Annotated in this window: 12 protein-coding genes and 3 pseudogenes; 7 read left to right on the top strand and 8 right to left on the bottom strand. The window is 64.0% G+C overall.

Translation table 11 applies throughout. The features are described from left to right. Positions 1-38 precede the first annotated feature (38 nt). Together I2456_RS29180 and I2456_RS17605 are read right to left on the bottom strand one after the other, a co-directional pair. Entirely contained in the window at positions 39-146 is a 108-nt protein-coding gene (locus I2456_RS29180) for a hypothetical protein (RefSeq protein WP_390637829.1), read from the bottom strand. Positions 147-687: 541 nt separating this feature from the next. Further along, positions 688-1,026 carry a BlaI/MecI/CopY family transcriptional regulator gene (locus I2456_RS17605; RefSeq protein ID WP_241007750.1) on the bottom strand — a complete coding sequence of 113 codons (339 nt, stop codon included), beginning with the start codon at positions 1,024-1,026 and terminating at the stop codon, positions 688-690. A 344-nt stretch (positions 1,027-1,370) separates the two neighbouring features. Here I2456_RS17605 and I2456_RS17600 point away from each other — a divergent pair, with 344 nt between their 5' ends. The 6 genes from I2456_RS17600 (at position 1,371) to I2456_RS17575 (ending at position 6,465) form a co-directional block, all read left to right on the top strand. Further along, positions 1,371-1,658, top strand: a complete 288-nt coding sequence (locus I2456_RS17600; RefSeq protein WP_163703934.1) for a transposase — start codon at positions 1,371-1,373, stop codon at positions 1,656-1,658. A gap of 68 nt (positions 1,659-1,726) precedes the next feature. After that, complete coding sequence (locus tag I2456_RS17595) at positions 1,727-2,128, top strand: IS3 family transposase (RefSeq protein ID WP_186246559.1); 402 nt, start codon at positions 1,727-1,729, stop codon at positions 2,126-2,128. 529 nt (positions 2,129-2,657) lie between these two features. Then, on the top strand, positions 2,658-4,106 hold the full coding sequence (ltrA, locus tag I2456_RS17590) for a group II intron reverse transcriptase/maturase (protein ID WP_007168383.1): 1,449 nt from the start codon (positions 2,658-2,660) through the stop codon (positions 4,104-4,106). After that, positions 4,064-4,684: an IS3 family transposase gene (locus I2456_RS17585; RefSeq protein WP_163703924.1), complete on the top strand. Its 621-nt coding sequence runs from the start codon at positions 4,064-4,066 to the stop codon at positions 4,682-4,684. Before ltrA ends, I2456_RS17585 begins: the two co-directional genes overlap by 43 nt. A gap of 606 nt (positions 4,685-5,290) precedes the next feature. Further along, positions 5,291-5,962, top strand: a complete 672-nt coding sequence (locus tag I2456_RS17580) for a DUF305 domain-containing protein (RefSeq protein WP_371869957.1) — start codon at positions 5,291-5,293, stop codon at positions 5,960-5,962. A gap of 158 nt (positions 5,963-6,120) precedes the next feature. Beyond that, entirely contained in the window at positions 6,121-6,465 is a 345-nt protein-coding gene (locus I2456_RS17575) for a DUF732 domain-containing protein (protein WP_085072907.1), read from the top strand. 387 nt (positions 6,466-6,852) lie between these two features. Here I2456_RS17575 and I2456_RS17570 read toward each other — a convergent pair whose 3' ends face one another. Beyond that, positions 6,853-8,946 (bottom strand): heavy metal translocating P-type ATPase, encoded by a 2,094-nt coding sequence (locus I2456_RS17570; protein WP_085072908.1) that lies wholly within the window; start codon positions 8,944-8,946, stop codon positions 6,853-6,855. 127 nt (positions 8,947-9,073) lie between these two features. Beyond that, positions 9,074-9,232 (bottom strand): annotated as a pseudogene (locus I2456_RS29175) (ArsR/SmtB family transcription factor); the annotation flags it as partial. A gap of 299 nt (positions 9,233-9,531) precedes the next feature. On the opposite strand from I2456_RS29175, the gene I2456_RS17560 reads away from it, so the two are divergent. Next, on the top strand, positions 9,532-10,494 hold the full coding sequence (locus I2456_RS17560) for a cation diffusion facilitator family transporter (protein WP_085072910.1): 963 nt from the start codon (positions 9,532-9,534) through the stop codon (positions 10,492-10,494). 345 nt (positions 10,495-10,839) lie between these two features. Here I2456_RS17560 and I2456_RS17555 read toward each other — a convergent pair. The 4 genes and pseudogenes from I2456_RS17555 to I2456_RS17540 form a co-directional block, all read right to left on the bottom strand. Next, positions 10,840-11,445: pseudogene (locus I2456_RS17555) on the bottom strand (IS3 family transposase); the annotation flags it as partial. Positions 11,446-11,487: 42 nt separating this feature from the next. After that, positions 11,488-11,706, bottom strand: a pseudogene (locus I2456_RS17550) (transposase); the annotation flags it as partial. A 46-nt stretch (positions 11,707-11,752) separates the two neighbouring features. Further along, positions 11,753-13,696, bottom strand: a complete 1,944-nt coding sequence (locus tag I2456_RS17545; RefSeq protein WP_007172497.1) for a tyrosine-type recombinase/integrase — start codon at positions 13,694-13,696, stop codon at positions 11,753-11,755. After that, positions 13,693-14,742 (bottom strand): tyrosine-type recombinase/integrase, encoded by a 1,050-nt coding sequence (locus I2456_RS17540; protein ID WP_007172498.1) that lies wholly within the window; start codon positions 14,740-14,742, stop codon positions 13,693-13,695. Before I2456_RS17540 ends, I2456_RS17545 begins: the two co-directional genes overlap by 4 nt. Between the last annotated feature and the right edge of the window lie 74 nt (positions 14,743-14,816).

Below are 14,816 nucleotides of genomic sequence, written 5' to 3'. Positions count from 1 at the left end.
AGCGCCGCTACACACAGTTTTGATCGTAGATCGTCGCGTTACCGGCCGAGGGCTCGTGGGATAGCCATAGCCCTGAAAGCAACGTTAAGAGCGACGTCGCGTAAGGAGTGTCGTCCTGTGAGATGGGCCCGTTCGTGCGCAAGCACCGCCGCGAGCTCGCGGGTATCCAGTGCGGCAAGCGCAGCGCTGGTGACGACGATTGCTGGTGGGCGACCCGAGACACATCAGGCGGCTGGTTCGGCGGCCTCTAGACTACAACTTGCGGGTCTGCTGTCGGGTGACCGACAAGACGCACGGCCTCTGCGTGCTGGTGTGCGCGGGCGCGTATTCGCGAGACGGTTCTGGCCAGTCTCCCCGCGGCGAGTATGGCTAACAGCGCTGTCGCCGCCATGACCACAGACGATGCAATCTGCAGTGCACTCCCTGCGCTTTCCGCCGCCACGCCGCGCAACGCGGCCAAGCAGGACGCAACGACATTGCGTGGGTACTCCCAGTGGCCGGCCACTTCGACTGTGATGATTCCTGCAGCGTTTGACCAAGTGAGCAGTACGGTGCCAATGGCGACCAGCCAAGCCGCAACCCCTAAGCGGGGGGCGTAACCATCGCGGGCCAGCGCATTTACCAGCGGTGGTCCCGCAAGCAGCACGGCCAGGCTGTACACAAGAAGGCAGATGGCGGTGCTCAACGCTAATCCGTTCGTTCCGCCAGCCGGCGAAGTGCGGCACGCAACCGCGCAGATTCCTCAGAGTCGATCTGTTCAACGAAGTGGTGAAGCACCAAATCTGTACGGCCACCACCGTCAAGGGCCTCCCGCATCAGGCGAGCGCTGTGCTCCTCACGCGACAGGGTTGGCCAATAGCGGTACGCCTTGCCGTCGCGTTCCCTCGCCAACCAGCCTTTGTTATGGAGGTTGTCCATTGTGGACATGACCGTTGTGTAGGCGATGGTGCGCTCGCCGGCCAATCCGTCGAACACCTCACGCACTGTGGTCCGAACGGCCGGGTCGCGGATCCAGAGACGGTCCATAATGACCGCCTCGAGCTCCCCGAATCCTCGAATGCGCACCGGGGGCCTCCAAATGCGGGTAGCGGGTTGCGCTGGCCTTCGTGGGCCGAGCACATGATGTCGAACATCCTACTTTCTCCTTACGTAGATAGTAGAGCTGGCACCGGGCGTACGGCGAACATCGGAGGGTGCTGCGGATGCATGGTTCGTTCGAGTGAGTGAGGTGCTGGTGTCGTCGAATACTGGTGCAGTTAAGTTCGGCATGAAATTGGACGATGGTCATAACGGAAGGTTGACCTGTTCCCGATTTCCCGGACACCGAGGTTGAGGCGATGATCGTCTCAAGGGAAGGAGTCCGAGAGAAGATGCCTGCTGCTCATCCGGAGGAGTTTCGCCGTCGTGCGGTGGAGTTGGCCCGTCTGCGGGAGAAGCCGATCGCCAAGGTTGCCAAAGATCTGGGGATCAGCGAGTCCTGTTTGCGTCGATGGATGGATCTGGCCGACGTTGAGGAGGGCCACAAAGAGGGCCTGACCCGCGATGAGCGCGCTGAACTGGTGCGGCTGCGCCGAGAAAAGCGGGTTCTGGAGATGGAAGTGGAGATCCTCAAACGGGCCAGCGCCTACTTCGCCCGGGACAACATCCTCCCAAAATAGGGTTCCGGCTGGTCCAAGAGCTGGCTGCGCAGGGCTTCCCTGTCGCGCTGACCTGCCGGATCCTGCAGGTGTCGACGTCCGGCTATTACGAATGGCGCACTCGGCCGGCCTGCGATCGCGACCGCCACGACGCCGAGCTGGCCAACACCATCACCGCAATTCACACCGCGTCGCGTCAAACCTACGGGGTGCGCCGTATCCAGGCTGAGCTGCGTCACGGCCATGGGATTGAGGTCAGCCATAAGCGGGTGTGGCGGTGCATGAAACTGGTTGGCGTGCAGGGCGTTCATCGCCGCCGCTGGAGGCGGGAACCGCCGGCGGCCGCATCGTGGCCGGATCTGGTTCAGCGGCAGTTCCGCGCCGAAGGTCCCGACCGGTTGTGGGTCACCGACATCGAGCGCCGTGAGGCGCTGTTCAACCGAACGGAGGTGAGAGACCACCGTCGCCGAGCCATCGCAGTGGCCCGGTAGAAGCTGGGGGCAGCCTGATCTAAAGAGACTTTGGTGAGGGTGGGAAGCAGCCCCGACAACGCCGGGACGGCCTGGTACTGCCAGACGGGTCGGGTCCGGCTAGCGAGACGGGAAGGTGTACGCGAGGAACCAGCGGCTGAACGCCTCTTAAGAGAAGACCACCAGCTCCAACCTGGCGGATGCGGGCTGGGCAGCGACGCGCACCCGCCCTGAGGGCGGGGAACTCGTGGGCCGGTTGATGTCGCCGGTTCGGGAGGTCACGGTGAAGGACTGCGGCGTAGCCGTGACGAGGTCGCAGGGGCATAGCTGGACACCTCACCCGTCAAACGGTTGACAGTGAACACGGGAACCACCGCGCCGGTCCCCGGTCAGATCCGGCAGCCAGCCGGGCTGGAGGGGTAGGCAGTCGTCGGCTGATGCCGGTGTGGTGGGGCGGAGGAGCCGTAGTAGTCCGAGGCCGGGAAAGCCGGTCGCATGGCAAAGGGCTCCAGCGGGTTCGCGGCGAGTACGCAGACTGTGGAGGTCACTTGTGAATACGAGTGCTTTGTGGCCCGACCCGGACACGGCCGAGCTGCGGGTACGCAGGATGCAACGCAAACTGCACCATTGGGCGGTTGATGAAAGCGACCGCTGTTTCGATGATTTGTACAACCTCGTTTATGACCCCGCATTCCTCACCCTCGCGTGGGAGCGGGTGCGGACGAACAAGGGTGCGCGCTCAGCCGGTGCCGATGGGACCGCACCGCGGTCTGTCGGTGCGGCAGAGGCGGTCGGACTGCTTCAGCGGCTCCGCGAGGAACTCAAGGAGCGGATATTCCGGCCGGATCCGGTGCGGGAGGTGATGATCCCGAAGGCGAACGGCAAGCTCCGCCGCCTGGGTATCGCGACCGTCGCCGACCGGGTCGTGCAAGCTTCGCTGAAGCTGGTGCTGGAGCCCATTTTCGAGGCGGACTTTCATCCGTGCGCATATGGGTTCCGGCCGGGCAGGCGAGCCCAGGACGCCATCGCTGAGATCCATCACCTCGCCAGCGGCTCACGGGCCTATCACTGGGTTTTCGAGGGAGACATCACGGCGTGCTTCGATGAAATCTCGCATTCGGCCCTTATGGGCCGGGTGCGGCGACGTGTCGGGGACAAACGCGTTCTGGCCCTGGTGAAGTCGTTCCTCAAAGCCGGGATTCTCTCGAAAGATCTCGGCTACCGGGACACCATCACCGGCACTCCGCAAGGCGGAATCCTCTCACCACTGCTCAGCAATGTCGCCCTGTCCGTTCTCGACGAGCACTTCGCCGCGAAGTGGAAGGCGCTCGGCCCGGAATGGACACGTGCCAAGCATCGACGCGCCGGAGTTCCGACCATGAAAATCGTCCGCTACGCAGACGATTTCTGTGTCATGGTCCACGGCACTCGCGCTGATGCCGAAGCGCTTTGGGACGAGATCGCAGCAGTGCTCGCGCCGATGGGCCTGCGCCTGTCGGTCGAGAAGAGCAGGATCTGCCACGTCGACGAGGGGTTCGAGTTCCTCGGCTTCCGCATCCAACGGCAGATCAAAAGGGGCACGACCAAGCACTACGTCTACACCTGGCCGTCGAAGAAGGCACTTATGTCCATCACCGACAAAGTCAGGAATCTGACGCGGCGACACAAACATCGAACGCTCGCTGATCTGCTGCGCCAACTCAACCCCGTCCTGCGGGGATGGTGCAATTACTTCCAGCACGGGGTGTCCAAACGCACCTTCGACTACCTCGACCACTTCACATGGTGGCGGGTGGTGACTTGGATGCGCAAACGGCACCACGGGCTGGCGTGGGGCGTCTTCCATCGACGGTTCCTGCCCAATTGGCAAATCCGCGAAGGCAAGACGGCGATGTTTCGGCCGCAGAAGGTAGAGGTCACCCGATACCGCTACCGGGGCACGAAAATCATCACCCCTTGGACAGCGAGGCCGACGGACATCACTGCACCAGTGGCCTGAATCCGTGGAGAGCCCGTTGCGGAGAAATTCGCTCGGCGGGTTCGGAGGGCGGGCCGGGGAAACGGATCGGTAGAAATGCCGACACCGCGCCCCGGTCCGACCCCTACACCCAGCACCGCACCTGCGAAGGCTGGATATACGCCGCGGTCGTGCTCGACGTGTACTCCCGCCGGGTAGTGGGCTGGTCGATCGCAGATCACCTCCGCACCGAACTGGTCGCCGACGCCCTGGACATGGCCCGCCTACGCCGCAAACCCGTTGGCACAGTGGTCCATTCGGACCGTGGGACTCAATACACCTCGTGGCTTTTCGGCCACCGGCTACGCGAGGCCGGCCTGCTGGGCTCCATGGGGCGAGTCGCTTCTGCGTTCGATAACGCGATGATCGAATCGTTCTTCGGCTCTATGCAGATCGAGCTCCTCGACCGCCGCACCTGGAACACCCGCGCCGAGCTCGCCACAGCAATCTTTGAATACATCGAAGCCTTCTACAACCCGGTGCGCCGCCACAGTGCCCTGGACTACCGCAGCCCCATCGACTACGAAAGACACCACACGACCACGAACACGGCCGCGTGAACACCCAACACCAACCGTCCGGGGAACCGGGAACAGGTCAAGGTTGACCGCAACCCAAATCGAGGTGTGGGGGAAGCTTGGCCCAGCTATAGGCCTCTGTTCCAATGCAGATGTGTGCACGAAAACGCGAAACAACGCGGACGCCTCCATCGGCGCCACCATCGTGGCAGCGGTTCTCCCATAACCGATCTGAGCGAGTCGTCGCCCCGGGCTCACCGGTTGCAGCCGCACCCTAGCCGCGTGTCGACGGCGCACTGTGCCCGCAGTGACGGCGGTACCGCTGACGTGACCCTCGGGTGATGTAGCGGCGCAAGAGCATCGATAGGCTGTTTGCATTGTTGCTGAGTTGGGGGTCTACCATCGCGAATATGTCATCGGCGAGGTCGTTTCGTCGTGATCGGACGAGTGGTGTCGCTTGCATGAACAAATCCGGCGATGACGTGTTACCTCCAACTCGACCCACCGAAATGGCGGCGCGCACTAAACATAATCTCCGTGGGGCCAGTGGTTGGACTGCAGGGGAGTAGGGAACACTGGGTCGAGATGTGGCTCTGCCGTGCTGGTGCCCCGACGAATTCGCCGGCAACCGAGGAAAGGACCGCAGTGTTGAGAAGAAGCTTCGTGCTTTCTGTCGCTGTATTGGCGATAGCCGGGCTAGTCAGTGTGAGCGCGTGCAGTAATTCGGGGAACGACCAAGGGGGCCGGGCGACCAGTGGCGTCTCGACATCGGGGTCTGCTGCGGGTGCACACAACGCAAACGACGTGACGTTCGCGCACCACATGATTCAACATCATCAGCAGGCAATCGAGATGAGCGACATTGTGCTGGGCAAGCAAGGGATCGACCCCCGCGTAGTGAACCTTGCCAACCAGATAAAGGCGGCTCAAGGGCCCGAGATTCAGCAGATGCAGAGTTGGTTGAGCCAGTGGGGCGCGTCCGCGATGCCGACCACAACCGGGATGGATCCCGGCCAGACCGCGATGCCGAGTATGGGTCCTTCGCCCAGTCAAAGTGGAAATCCGAATGGTGGCGGGATGCCGGCGGGAGGTGGAATGATGCCCGAGGGAGACATGGCAGCACTTCGAAACGCGCAGGGCGTCGAGGCGAGCAAGTTATTTTTGTCGCAAATGATTGAGCACCATCGCGGCGCAATCAGTATGGCGCAGAATGAAATCGGATCCGGTCAGTTTCCTCCGGCGACCGCAATGGCGCGTTCAATAGTGTCGAGCCAGCAGCAGGAGATTGACACTATGCAGAACATCCTTGCCTCGCTGTGACGAGTGGGGCGCAGGGTGCAAATGCTGAATGTGTACAACCAGTTGCAGGGCTGATCGCGAGAGTAAGACGGCAAATTTGCGAGCGCGAGATCCCGGCCGGCGAAATGCCGAGCACGGCTCCCTGCTGCTCGCGGGGGCGTACAAGAAAAGTGATTGACATGGCCAAAACGACTGCAGATCGTGCGAAGTTGCTCGCAATCAGCGCGCTCGTGCTCTCCGCCACTGCGCTGCGCTTGGCAACACCGGCATCGGCGGATCAATCTGATGATGCGTTCCTCGCGGCTCTCAAGAAACACGGGGTAGTCTTCGCGAACCGCGAGGCCGCGGTCGCGACGGGGCATAGGATGTGCGCCGAACTAGACGCAGGCCAGACGCCCACCAACCTAGCTTTATCGCTCGCAAGAGATACCGATCTGTCGGTACACGAGGCCGGCTATGTCCTTGGCGTTTCGGTTGCTTCCTACTGCCCTCAGTACCGCACCCCAGATGCTGCGGGGTCGTAGACCGGTGTGACACTGATGCGGTTGCTCGACTTGGCGCAATGAGCTATACCAGTTACACGACTCACGCAAGGCAGTCAGATGCCCCCTATCGCGAGGACTTTCGAGCTGGCATGGCAGTCGAAGCCACTCGGCTCCCAAGATTCTCGGAAGATAGGGTTCGGCTCGTTGAGCGGCTGTCGCAAATCCGTGCTGGAGCGCCAAGCTGGTCGACGGCCCAGCGAAGTGGAAGCCTGCAGCTCACGCCAGTGATAGCTCGAGCCCAGTGACGTGGGTGTCGCCGCGCTGCTCGGATTACTTGACCTCTGCGCAGCGCAGTGCACAGCGTTCAGGCTCCTGGTCGAGGAAGTGGCGAAGTGTATGGCCTTGCGCGGGAGAGGGGTTCGGCCATCACGGTTCGGTGTCGGGTTGGCAACACGGGCAGTCGTCACCGCACGGGGGTGCAGGTTCTGTGGGCACCAACTTCAGCGCCTGTGGTCGGGCAGCGACGGAACCGCCGCAGCAGGACGCCGCCGGTGCGGGGGGTTGACCGATGGTGACGTGGTGGGTCGCGGAGGTTACCGGTGGCAGTTGTGTGAGTCCGGGCAGGGGCCGGGTCCGTGCGGCGCGGATTGCGTTGAGGATGACTAGTACTTCAGCGGATTCATGGATGAACACCACGGCAGCTAGGCTCAACACACCGAGGGCGGCCATGGGGATGAGCGCGGCGATAATGGCTAACGACAGGCCGATGTTTTGCACCATGATCCGCCGGGCCCGCCTCGAGTGCGCCAACACCTGGGGCAGGTGGCGAAGATCATGGCCCATCAATGCAACGTCCGCAGTTTCGATGGCCACATCGGTTCCCATGGCTCCCATGGCGATTCCGATGTCGGCCGTGGCCAATGCGGGTGCATCGTTGACGCCATCGCCCACCATGGCGATCGGCCGTCCGCGTGCAAGCTCGCTTAGTAGCCGCGCTTTGTCTTCGGGAACCAGCTCAGAATGCACCGTCTCGATGCCTAATTGACCGGCCAGAGTATCCGCGGTACGTCGGTTGTCTCCAGTGAGCATGGCAAGCTCGATGCCTATCCGGCGTGTCAGGTCGACGGCCTCGCGAGCCTCGGGCCGCAGTTCATCGCGGATTGCTATGGCTGCCAGCATGTTTCCGTCGCGTTCGAGCAACACGACCGTCGCGCCCTGTTGCTGCAGGCGGGCCACATCGTCGGTTAGCGGGCCCGCAGGAATCCAGCCAGGCTTGCCCAGCCGCAGCGTGGTGTTATCAAGTCGTCCAGTCAAACCATGGCCGGCGATCGCAACGACGTCCTCCGCCGAGTCGATATGGGCCCCCGCGGCAGCCAGGATGGCCTGGGCCAGCGGGTGTTCGCTTCGGGCTTCCAGCGCGGCCGCGAGCTGCAGCGCTTCGGCTGTCGTCGTGCCGGTGACTGTCAGCGTTTCCACGACTTGGGGTTCGTTGCGGGTCAGTGTTCCGGTCTTGTCGAGGGCGATGACTTGGATGCGGCCCAACTCTTCAAGCGCCGCACCACCTTTCACAAGTGCACCTTGGCGGCTGGCGGCCCCCACTGCGGCGACAACCGTCAGCGGCACGGCGATGGCAAGAGCGCACGGCGAGGCGGCAACAAGTACTACTAAAGCGCGTTCAAGCCACAACATCGGATCGCCCAGTAGAGCGCCAATTCCGGCAACTGTTACCGCTAGGCCGATGATCGCCGGCACCAGGGGACGTGCGATGCGGTCGGCCAGCCGCTGACCGGCACCCTTGCGTTCCTGTGCCTCTTCGACGATATGCACGATGCGGGCCAGCGAGCTCTCGTCTGCCCGGGCCGTTACCGCAACCTCGATCGCCCCGCCCCCGTTGATGGCACCGGCGTGCACCACGTCGCCCGGTATGGCTTCTACCGGAACTGACTCGCCGGTGATCGCCGACACGTCTAGGCTGGTGCGCCCGGACGTGATCATCCCATCGGTCGCAGCGCGCTCTCCTGGGCGCAGGATCATCACATCGCCGACCACCAGATCGTTTGGCTCCACCGAGATTTCGTGTTCGTTGCGCACTACCGACACTGTCGGCGGCACCAGGCTGAGAAGCGCACGCAGGCCCCGCCGGGTGCGCGACACCGCGAAGTGTTCGAGGCCCTCGGCGATCGAGAACAATACGCCCAGCATCGCCGCCTCAGTAACTTGGCCCAGTGCCACCGCACCGGCTGCGGCGATCGTCATCAGTGTTGCCACCCCAACGCGCCCGCGCGCTAGATTGCGGATGCTGCCGGGCATGAACGTGGCCGCGCCAGCGCTGGCGGCGGCCAGTTCCAAGGCAAGTCCAGGCGTGTGGTGGCCGGCTCGGCCGACGAGCCATCCGGCAATCAATAGCACGGCGGCTAGTACCGCCAGTCGCAGTTCCCGCACTTGCCAGATTCGCTCGGGTCCTGCTTCGGGTCCACCGGCATGGGGGTCGTTCGCGGGACTGCAACAGGTATCAGACATGACCCGGCTCCTTGTCACCGGTGACGGTCGTCGCCGCCACTACCACCTCGGTGAGGGCTTGACCCCGCTCGGTAAGCCGGTACAACACCAGCTGTCGTTGTCGACGTGACGACACAAGCCCTGCGCTCTTCAGTTGGCGAAGGTGATAAGACACCAAGTTCTGCGCCTGCCCCACCACCCACGCCATATCGCACACGCATAATTCGGTGCCGTGCCATAGTGCCGTCGCAATCGTCAACCGTGTGGGATCAGCCAATGCCCGAGCACCGGATGCTGCACCTTCCATGCGATCCGACGGTGGCAACAACGCACGGAGGGACTCTGCGTGGGGCAGATTTAGGCACACGAGATCGCAGGAATCGATCGGGTTCTGCTCCATGCGTTGATACTAGTAGTTGTTGATACAACAATGAAACGACTGCTCGAAGCGCTCATCGGTTGACACAGCGACGAAGCTTGTCACTACATCGCCTCTCCATTTGCCTCGCTCTCGCGTCGTGGCAGTGACTCCCCCCGGAGAGGTATTGCATGTATCGCAATGTACGCATATGTTTGTCGGATGGTTAAGGCTGCAGAGGCGCAGACGTGAGCGCCGGCCACTCCCACACACATGGGCACGCCTCGGCGGATGCTGACCGGCGCTGGCTAGGCGGAGCGCTGGCCGTGATCACCGCTTTCATGCTGGGCGAGGTCGTGGTCGGGGTCATTGCGGGGTCGTTGGCGTTGATCTCTGATGCGGCGCACATGCTCACCGATGCGGCCTCAATCGCGTTGGCGCTGTGGGCGATCCGGCTTGCGGCGCGACCGGCGGCGGGCCGAATGACCTACGGTTGGAGGCGCGTTGAGATACTCTCCGCGCAAGCCAACGGTGTGACGTTGCTGGTGCTTGCGGGGTGGCTAGGCTACGAGGCGGTCGGCCGCTTGATCGATCCGCCGCAGGTCACCGGCATGCTGGTGCTGGTCACAGCGCTAGTGGGTGTAGTCGTAAACGTGGCTGCGACGTGGATGATCAGCCGAGCGAACAGAGCCAGCCTCAATGTAGAAGGCGCCTTTCAGCACATCCTCAACGACTTGTTCGCGTTCATCGCTACGGCCGTGGCGGGGGTAATAATAGTTTTCACCGGGTTTGAGCGTGCTGATGCGATCGCCACGCTGGTTGTGGTGGCGTTGATGGTCAGGGCAGGGTTCGGGTTGGTGCGTGCGGCGAGCCTAATCTTCCTTGAGGCTGCTCCGCAGGGTGTCGATCCCACCGCAATCGGTCAGGCGATGGCTGCGCACGACGCGGTCGTCGAGGTTCACGACTTGCACGTCTGGGAAATCACCTCGGGCGAACCGGCGCTATCGGCGCACGTGATCGTCGCTGAGGGTCGCGACTACCACGCCACCCGAGTCGACCTGGCGCATTTGCTTTCGCACGAGTACGGAATCTCGCACACCACGCTGCAGCTTGACTTTGAGCAATCGGAAGTCAGCGAGCCCGGTACGCCCGCCACCGCTGCGCATTGCGAAGATACCCACGGCCCCGCGCATCGCTCCAGCCACACGTGAGGCTCGGATAAATTTGTTTCAGTCGAGTAGTCGCGTTGGCTGCTGACTACTCGTGGTAGACCCTCGGCGTGTAGCGCTATTGCTGGGCTCTGGCGTTTGATCAGAACCTGTGGATGGTCCTCGGCGAGGTGACGTAAGCGGGCGCACCTTCCCGGGAATGATCTGAAAGTCCTATTAGGTCTGATCAAGAGCCGGCGTTGGCGCGCTGGTTCGGGAAGGTACGCCCGTGCTCACGGTAGTTCACGGTGAAGAATCATCCAACGACAACAGCGGCAGTGTTGGTGGGTCGTTGCTCGATGACATTGGGGACTGCCCCGAGTTTAGTTGACTCGCGGGGTGTGAATTTCAGGCCGCGGTTGCGACTGGTGTGTGGAGCAGTTCGAACTCTATCGGGGTGAGCTTGCCGAGTGCGCGTTGCCGGCGGCGGCGGTGGTAGGTCCGCTCGATCCAGGTCACGATTGCCAGGCGTAGTTCGGCCCGGGTGGGCCAGCGTCGCCGGTCGAGCACGTTGCGTTGCAGAAGGGCGAAAAACGACTCCATGGCGGCGTTGTGCCCGCACGCGCCGACGCGGCCCATCGACCCGTGTAACCCGTTGTGCGACAGTGCGTGGACGAACTTTCGTGACCTGAATTGGCTGCCCCTGTCGGAATGAACGATCGTCGCGATGGGTGATCGCAATGCGACGGCGTGATCCAGGGCGGCCACCGCTAATGAAGACTTCATTCTCGAGTCGATCGAGTAGCCCACAATCCGGTTGGAGTACACGTCCTTGATGGCGCACAGGTAGAGCTTGCCTTCATCCGTGGGATGCTCGGTGATGTCGGCCAGCCACAGCCGGTCTGGGGCTTGGGCGCTGAACTGACGCTGCACAAGATCGTCATGGACAGGTGGGCCGGATCGACGATTCAATCCACGCTTCTTGGCGAAGATCGACCAGGTCAAGTCCAGGGACGTGGTGTACGACGTCGTCGTGTGATTCTTCGAGGTAATAGTTCAGGCGGTCAGTGCCGCCGGGCTGCCCTCCTGTTCTGCTGATGGCGTGTGGTCGGCGCGGGATTTGCTGAGGAGCTCTAGGCCGAGGTAGCGGCGCGATTCGGCCCATTCGTCGTGTTGTTCGGCCAGGACAGCACCGACCAGGCGGATGAGGGCGTTGCGGTCGGGAAAGATGCCGACGACGTCGGTGCGGCGGCGGATCTCTTTGTTGAGTCGTTCCTTTATCCGGCCCTCGGGGGCGGGTCAACCCGTCGGGGTGGGATGTTCATCGATCGAGGCGCTGGAGGTGGTCGGTAAGGGCGTGGGCGACGCGGTCGTGGCGGGCGGCTTCGTCGGTCCAGCCGCGGCACTCGGCGTCGGTTCTGAGGGCCTGGACGTCGGCGAGTTGGTCGGTGAGCGTGTCGCGGAATTCGGGGGCGGTGACGTAGTTGTCGCAGGTTTCGCAGATGTTGGCATAAGGGCACGCGCCCGCGGATTCGTGGCGAGCGCAGTATCCGTGTGCAACGCGGGTTTTCAGCATTTCACTGTGCAGCCAGCCGACCTTGTCGGGCAGGATCGGTTTGCCGACCGGGGTGAGGGTGAACTGGCGGCGCATCTTGCCCATCGCTTCGTCGTAGGCCGCGCGCAGGGTGGGCGAGGCCAGGGTGGCGTAGCGGATCGTCATTTGTGGAGTGACGTGCCCGAGTAAGGACATCAAGGCCTGCAGACTCATCCCGGCGTTGGCGAGTTCGGTGGCCCAGGTGTGGCGCAACTGATGTGGAGTGACCATCAGGACGCCGCCGTCGGGACGGTGCAACCCGGCGGATTCAGCGGCGGTGAGCAGCCCGTTGCGCAGCCGGGTGTAGCCCAGGCGGCGTCCGTGCCGGGTGAACAGAAAGTCGGTGAGCACGCCGGTGCGTGGGTGCGGCAGCGGCCGGTGCGTGCCGCGGAGGGCGACCCACTCGTCGAGCGCGGCGAGGGTCGCGGCGGAGAGCGGGACCATGCGTTCGGTGGCGAGCTTGCCCAGTGGCACCTTCAGCCAGGTTCCGGCCGGTCCGTAGTCGATGATGCTGCCCAGTTCGAGGTCGAGCAGTTCCCCCGCCCGCAGGCCGGCACCACGCAGCACGGTCAGGCCGATGCGGGCGAACGGATCCTGCAGGTGGGCAACGGCGTTCATCACTGCCGCGTCCACATCGGGTGCTAGCGCGCGTGGCAACGGCTGGTCGAGTTTGGGGACGTCGGCGGCGAATACCAACCGCCGTGGTGGGGCCTGCGCCCAGCCCCAGGCGGTGATGTCGTCGAGCAGGTTGCGCAGACTGAGCACTGCCGACTGGGCCACCGCGGCCGAGACGGTGCGCCCGGCGCCCGCGGCGGCGCGCTGACCACGCCAGCCCCGGGTGCGATTCCATTTCAGGTAGCCCTCGATGCAGCTCCGGTCGAGTTCACGCAGGCTGATGACGTCGGGATGGTGAGCGGTGAGGTATTCGGCGAAGGGCAGCAGGTCGTTGATCAGCGACTCGACCGATTTGGGCCGCAGCACCGCCGCGCGCACGCCGATGTAGCGCAGCAACGTCTGACGGATCGGGTCGGGCATCTCCACCTCGGTGAAGCGCTGCTCGAGGCTACGGGCCCACCGCCGGCGTTTCGGCGCGGTGTCGATGACCGCGGTCTCGAACAACAGCTGCCGCAGGCTGGCCAGCCGCCCCCTGTATGCCCGCCGCGACGATGGCGGCACCACGGTACGTGACAGCGCGGCGTCGAAGTCGTCGAGCGCGTCGCCGGTCAGGTCGGCGACCATTCCGCCGTGGTGTGCCAGCACTACCGCCAGACATTCGCCGAGGACCGTCTCGACCCAGGAACTCCTCCAGCCCAACCGAATTCCCGCATTCCGCAACGCGGCGAATCCGCTCGGATCCCGGTCCTCCACTGCGCGGCCCAGCCCGGTCAACTGTTTGACCGCGGCCAGCTCGACGTCCAGCCGTAACCGGCCGGTGCCGATCGTGTGACAGATCAGCGGCCACGCCCCGGTGTCCCGTATCTCGGCGATCCGCTCGGCTGCCGGCAGCGTCATCCAGGCGTGCAGGTCGCGGTGGCGTGCGGTGAAGTCGCGAGCGATCCGAATCCGGTCGCGTACCGCCCGCCCGCTCAAACCCAGGGTGGCGACGTGGTCGAGATAATCCGCCACCACCTCGTCGGCGCCTACGGGTTGGCCGACCAACACCGTGGTCACTGCCGGGCTCCGGCCAACGTCGCACGAGCAGCACCGTATTCGGCGGCGAGCTGCTCGATCGACAAATGCACGTAGCGGGCCGTGGTCTCCGGCGAGACATGCCCCATCAACGCCCGCAACGCCAGCAGATCGATTCCGGCCGCCGACAATTCGGTGCCGTAGGTATGCCGTAAACGGTGCGGGCGGACTCTTGTGGCGCCAGAGGTCTCCCGGTGCCGACGGAACAGGCTGCGCAGCCCGGCCTCGCTGACCGGTGCACCGGTCGTCGGGCCGCGCAGCACTACGAAGCACTGCGGCGTCGCCAACCCCGGCGGCCGCTCCCATCGCAGGTAGGCGGCGAGCTCGGTGAAGAACGCCGCATCGACCGGGACATGACGTTCCTTGCCGCCCTTGCCGATCACCCGAAGCCGGCGCCGGCCCATATCGACGTCGGCGAGCAGCAGGCCACGCGCCTCGGCCGAACGCAGCCCTCCGAGTAGCATCACCAGCACCATCGCCCGGTCCCGGTGCGTTGCCAGTGTCGCCAGGAACGCGTCGACATCGTTGGTGGACAACGATTCCGGAAGACGCTGCGGCTGACGCACCAACCTACCGCCACTGCGTGCACGCCCGGGACCCAGATGACCGAGCAACCCCCGCTGCGACTGGCGCAGCCCCTGTCCCCGCCGCGGCGACGGCACCGGATTGTCGGTGCAGACACCGGTCATCACCAGATACTCGAATAACGCGCGCACTGCCGCGACCCGGCGGTTCACCGTCGAAGCTGCCGGCGGGGTCGACGAGCGGTGACCGCCGGTGGGCTGGTCCGTTCGGCGGACGCCTTGCCAGTCGATCCAGTCGAACACCAACGGCGCATCGACCGCGGCGAGCCCGACCGCTTGCTGGACGAGGAACCGGCTCAAATTGGCGACGTCGAATGCGTAGGCCCGCACCGTGGCCGCGCTGAACCCCCGTCCCGCCAAATGGTTGAGAAACGCGTTCACCGCGTCCTGCCCGTCCCAGTCGCCCTCCAGGACATATCCGCTGTCGCTCTTGAGTACCCGCATCGCCGCTCCGCCTTCCCCCACCGAGATGCAGACAGCATCCATCCGTGCTCAGCGCTTGTGCGTGAACCTCACGC

This window comes from Mycobacterium kubicae (assembly GCF_015689175.1).
GTDB classification, from domain to species: domain Bacteria; phylum Actinomycetota; class Actinomycetes; order Mycobacteriales; family Mycobacteriaceae; genus Mycobacterium; species Mycobacterium kubicae.
The sequence above is the reverse complement of the archived record's forward strand: the minus strand, read 5'-3'. Positions and strand labels throughout refer to the sequence as shown.

Bases quoted from the DNA above. Each gene is read 5' to 3' on its own strand.
- I2456_RS17605 (WP_241007750.1), bottom strand. From the start codon at position 1,026: ATGGACCGTCTCTGGATCCGCGACCCGGCCGTTCGGACCACAGTGCGT.
- I2456_RS17600 (WP_163703934.1), top strand. From the start codon at position 1,371: ATGCCTGCTGCTCATCCGGAGGAGTTTCGCCGTCGTGCGGTGGAGTTG.
- I2456_RS17575 (WP_085072907.1), top strand. From the start codon at position 6,121: ATGGCCAAAACGACTGCAGATCGTGCGAAGTTGCTCGCAATCAGCGCG.
- I2456_RS17570 (WP_085072908.1), bottom strand. From the start codon at position 8,946: ATGTCTGATACCTGTTGCAGTCCCGCGAACGACCCCCATGCCGGTGGA.
- I2456_RS17540 (WP_007172498.1), bottom strand. From the start codon at position 14,742: ATGCGGGTACTCAAGAGCGACAGCGGATATGTCCTGGAGGGCGACTGG.